The sequence below is a fragment of the Micromonospora echinofusca genome, from assembly GCF_017614955.1.
Taxonomy (GTDB): domain Bacteria; phylum Actinomycetota; class Actinomycetes; order Mycobacteriales; family Micromonosporaceae; genus Micromonospora; species Micromonospora echinofusca_A.
This window is the reverse complement of sequence record NZ_WVUH01000482.1, coordinates 1-4,289: the sequence shown is the minus strand read 5'-3', so window position 1 is coordinate 4,289 and position 4,289 is coordinate 1. Positions and strand designations below refer to the sequence as shown.

Here is a 4,289-nt window from a genome sequence, read left to right as displayed (position 1 = left end):
GCCCCCTTTCGCGCACTCGGTACGACGTACCGGTCAGCGCCGGTCGATGTCGCTCGCCACGTCCTCCTGGTAGCTGGCGCCACCGTCGGACTCGCTGGTCAGCGGCTTGGCGCCACCCTCCGGCGGGCCGGCGAGCGACTGGCCGCCGGCGGCCAGGTGCGGGAACTTCACGTCGAAGGCGGGCCGCTCGGAACGGATCCGGGGCATCCGGTCGAAGTTACGCAGCGGCGGCGGGGAGCTGGTCGCCCACTCCAGCGAGTTGCCGTGGCCCCACGGGTCGTCCACCTCGACCACCGGACCGGCCTTGTACGACTTCCAGCAGTTGTAGATGAACGGCAGGGTCGAGATACCGGTGATGAACGCGCCGATCGTGGAGATCATGTTCAGCGTGGTGAAGCCGTCGCTGGGCAGGTAGTCGGCGTACCGCCGGGGCATGCCCTCGTTGCCGAGCCAGTGCTGCACCAGGAAGGTGGTGTGGAAGCCGAGGAAGGTCAACCAGAAGTGGATCTTGCCGAGCCGCTCGTCGAGCATCCGGCCGAACATCTTCGGGAACCAGAAGTAGATGCCGGAGAAGACCGCGAAGACGATCGTGCCGAAGAGCACGTAGTGGAAGTGCGCCACCACGAAGTACGAGTCGGAGACGTGGAAGTCGATCGGCGGGCTGGCCAGCAGCACACCGGAAAGGCCACCGAAGAGGAAGGTCACCAGGAAGCCGACCGCCCAGAGCATCGGCGTCTCGAAGCTGATCTGACCGCGCCACATGGTGCCGATCCAGTTGAAGAACTTCATACCGGTCGGCACGGCGATCAGGAAGCTCAGGAACGAGAAGAACGGCATCAGCACCTGGCCGGTGGCGAACATGTGGTGCGCCCACACGCTCAGCGACAGGCCGGCGATGGCGATGGTCGCCGCGACCAGACCCTTGTAGCCGAAGATCGGCTTGCGGGAGAAGACCGGGATGACCTCGCTGATGATGCCGAAGAACGGCAGCGCGATGATGTAGACCTCGGGGTGCCCGAAGAACCAGAACAGGTGCTGCCAGAGCAGCGGCCCGCCGGTGGCCGCGTCGTACACGTGGGCGCCGATGATCCGGTCCGCGGCCAGCGCGAAGAGCGCGGCGGCCAGCAGCGGGAAGATCAGGATCGCCAGCAGGCTGGTGACCAGCATGTTCCACGTGAAGATCGGCATCCGGAACATGGTCATGCCGGGGGCGCGCAGGGTCAGGATCGTGGTGATCATGTTGACCGAGCCGAGGATGGTACCCAGACCGGAGATGGCCAGACCGACGACCCACATGTTGGCGCCGACGCCGGGCGAGTGCTCGGCGGTGCTCAGCGGGGTGTACGCGAACCAGCCGAAGTCGGCGGCGCCGCCCGGGGTGAAGAAGCCACCCATGGCCATCGTCCCGCCGAACAGGTACAGCCAGTAGGCGAAGCTGTTCAGCCGGGGGAAGGAGACGTCCGGCGCCCCGATCTGCAACGGCACGAGGTAGTTGCCGAACGCGAACACGATCGGCGTCGCGAAGAACAGCAGCATGATCGTGCCGTGCATGGTGAAGAGCTGGTTGAACTGCTCCGGCGACAGGAACTGCATCCCGGGCCGCGCCAGCTCCGCCCGCATGAGCAGCGCCATGAAGCCGCCGATCATGAAGAACACGAAGGACGTGATCATGTACATGATCCCGATCTGCTTCGCGTCGGTCGTACGCAGCAGCCGCGCGATTGCCGAGCCCTTGACCGGCTGTCGGACCGGCCAGGGCCGCGTCACGATCGGCTTGGGTGCGACGGTGGTCACGAGTGGCCTCCGGTTCTCGTTCGTCCCACTCGGCACGCGCTGATGATCTGCGAGCCGTACTCCGCAGGCAGAATAGTCCCCAGCAGGTGGACGCGCCGCGCCGGGTGGCCGCAGAGCCGGTCCGGGTGGGTCCGGTGACCTGCCGCCCGGGTGTTCAGACCGGGTCGACCAGCAACCGGTAGTGCTCCTGGAAGATCCGTTCGCCGCGTCCGCGCAGCAGCGGGTCACGCAGCGCCGGCGGCACGTCCCGGGTGCGGTCCCGGTCCCGGGTGCGGTCCCGCACCCATTTGGTACGCGGGCGGCGCCGGCTCTCGTACGCCAGCAGGGCGGCCTCGACGGTGTCGGCGGCGCCGAGCGACTCGGCGAGCACCACCGCGTCCTCCAGGGCCATCGCCACCCCCTGGGCGAGGGTCGGGGTGGTGGCGTGCGCGGCGTCCCCGACGAGGACCACCCGTCCCCGGGACCAGCGGCCGAGTTCCACCTCGCCGACCCGGGTGACGTCGACCCGTTCCAGGGCCTCCAGGATGCGCGGTACCGGGCCGCCGTAGTCGGCGAAGACCTCCCGCATCCGGGTCACCGGGTCGGCCGGCAGTTCCGTGGCCACCTCGTCGGCGTAGCAGTACAGCCGTCGGCCGCCCATCGGCACGACCACGAACCCGCAGCGCTGCCCGAGCAGCCCGGTCCACTCGTTGACCGGCGGGCCGCCGCTGACCACCGCCCGGTAGACGAGTTGGCCGACGGGGCGGGCGGCGCCGCCCAGCGCGGCCAGCCCGCGCACCGTGGACCGGCGGCCGTCCGCCCCGACCAACAGGTCGTACTCGGTGCTGGTGCCGTCGGTGAGGGTGACGGTGACGGTGCCGGTCGACAGCGCGACGGAACGGATGCCGGTGCCGTAGCGCACCTCGCCACCGGCACCGGTGAGCAGCACCCGGTGCAGTTCGGCGCCGGGCAGCGCCCGGCACTCACCGACCCCGGCCCAGAAGCCGGTCAGGTCCACCTCGCAGAGCGGACTGCCGGCGGCGTCCAGGAAGTGCTGCCGGTGCACCACCTGACCGAGCGGCCGGACCGGGCCATCGAGCCCGAGGCGGCGCAGCGCCCGGATGGCGTTGCCCGGCAGGTACGTCCCGGTGCACGGGTCCTCGTCCGGGCCGGACCGCTGCTCGATCACGTCGGGGCGGAAGCCCGCCAACCGCAGGGCGCGGGCCGCCGCAAGACCGGCGATACCCGCCCCGACGACGAGGATGCGCAGGTTGGCAGGGCCAGCCGCGGACGCCAGGGCCATCGTGGGGATGCCTCCGAGGGGATCGGCACGCGTTGAAGGCAAGACACTACTCCGCGCAACCACTCCTGCGGTAGGCCCGTTCGGTCCCCAGACGATCAACGCTGGACGCGCGCCCCCGCCCCCCGGACGAGGGCCTGTACCTCCTTCAGGCTGGCCATCGAGGTGTCGCCCGGGGTGGTCATCGCGAGCGCGCCGTGCGCGGCGCCGTACTCGACCGCGCTGGCCAGGTCGCCGAGCTGCATCAGGCCGTAGACGAGACCGGAGGCGAAGCTGTCCCCGCCACCCACCCGGTCGAGGATCTCCAGCCCCGGCCGGTGAGTGGCCTCGACGAATCCGGTCGGCGCGGACCAGGCGATCGCACCCCAGTCGTTGACCGTCGCGGTCCGCACCGTGCGCAGGGTGGTGGCGACCACGGAGAAGTTGTCGTACTCCTTGGTGGCCGCCTCGATCATCCGGCGGAAGTTCGCCGCGTCGAGTTCGGCCAGGGACCCGTCGGTGTCGGGCACCTCGAAGCCGAGCGCGGCGGTGAAGTCCTCCTCGTTGCCGATCATCACGTCGACGTACCGGGCCAGCCGCTGGTTGACCTCACGGGCCCGGTCCGGCCCGCCGATCGCCGTCCAGAGGCTGGGCCGGTAGTTCAGGTCGTACGAGACGACCGTCCCGTGCCGGCGCGCGGCGGCCATCGCGGCCTCGACGGTGTCCGGGGTGGTCTCGGAGAGCGCGGCGTAGATGCCCCCGGTGTGCAGCCAGCGGACGCCGAGCCCACCGAAGAGGTGGTCCCAGTCGACGTCGTCGGCGCGGAGCTGACTGGCGGCGGTGTGTCCCCGGTCGGAGGTGCCGACGGCGCCCCGGACGCCGAAGCCGCGCTCGGTGAAGTTGAGCCCGTTGCGTACGGTCCGACCGGTCCCGTCGTAGGGCACCCAACGGATCAGGGCGGTGTCCACGCCGCCGGTCAGGATCAGGTCCTCCAGCAGCCGGCCGACCTCGTTGTCGGCGAGGGCGGTGACCACGCCGGTGCGCAGGCCGAAGCAGCGCCGCAGGCCCCGGGCGACGTTGTACTCGCCGCCGCCCTCCCAGGCCCGGAAGCTGCGGGCGGTACGGACCCGGCCCTCGCCCGGGTCGAGACGGAGCATGATCTCGCCGAGCGAGACCAGGTCGTAACGGCACTCCTCGGCGGGACGGATGGTGAGCACTGTTCTCAGACCTCCGGATG

General features: G+C 70.4%; 3 protein-coding genes. All 3 read right to left on the bottom strand.

What is annotated here, in order from left to right; genetic code table 11:
* Positions 1 to 33: 33 nt before the first annotated feature.
* Positions 34 to 1,794 (bottom strand): aa3-type cytochrome oxidase subunit I, encoded by a 1,761-nt coding sequence (ctaD, locus tag GSF22_RS31355; protein ID WP_208817529.1) that lies wholly within the window; start codon positions 1,792 to 1,794, stop codon positions 34 to 36.
* 154 nt (positions 1,795 to 1,948) lie between these two features.
* Entirely contained in the window at positions 1,949 to 3,076 is a 1,128-nt protein-coding gene (locus GSF22_RS31350) for an FAD-dependent monooxygenase (protein ID WP_208817528.1), read from the bottom strand.
* Positions 3,077 to 3,171: 95 nt separating this feature from the next.
* Positions 3,172 to 4,269, bottom strand: a complete 1,098-nt coding sequence (locus tag GSF22_RS31345; RefSeq protein ID WP_307804487.1) for a sugar kinase — start codon at positions 4,267 to 4,269, stop codon at positions 3,172 to 3,174.
* Positions 4,270 to 4,289: the final 20 nt, after the last annotated feature.

Bases quoted from the DNA above. Each gene is read 5' to 3' on its own strand.
- GSF22_RS31350 (WP_208817528.1), bottom strand. From the start codon at position 3,076: ATGGCCCTGGCGTCCGCGGCTGGCCCTGCCAACCTGCGCATCCTCGTC.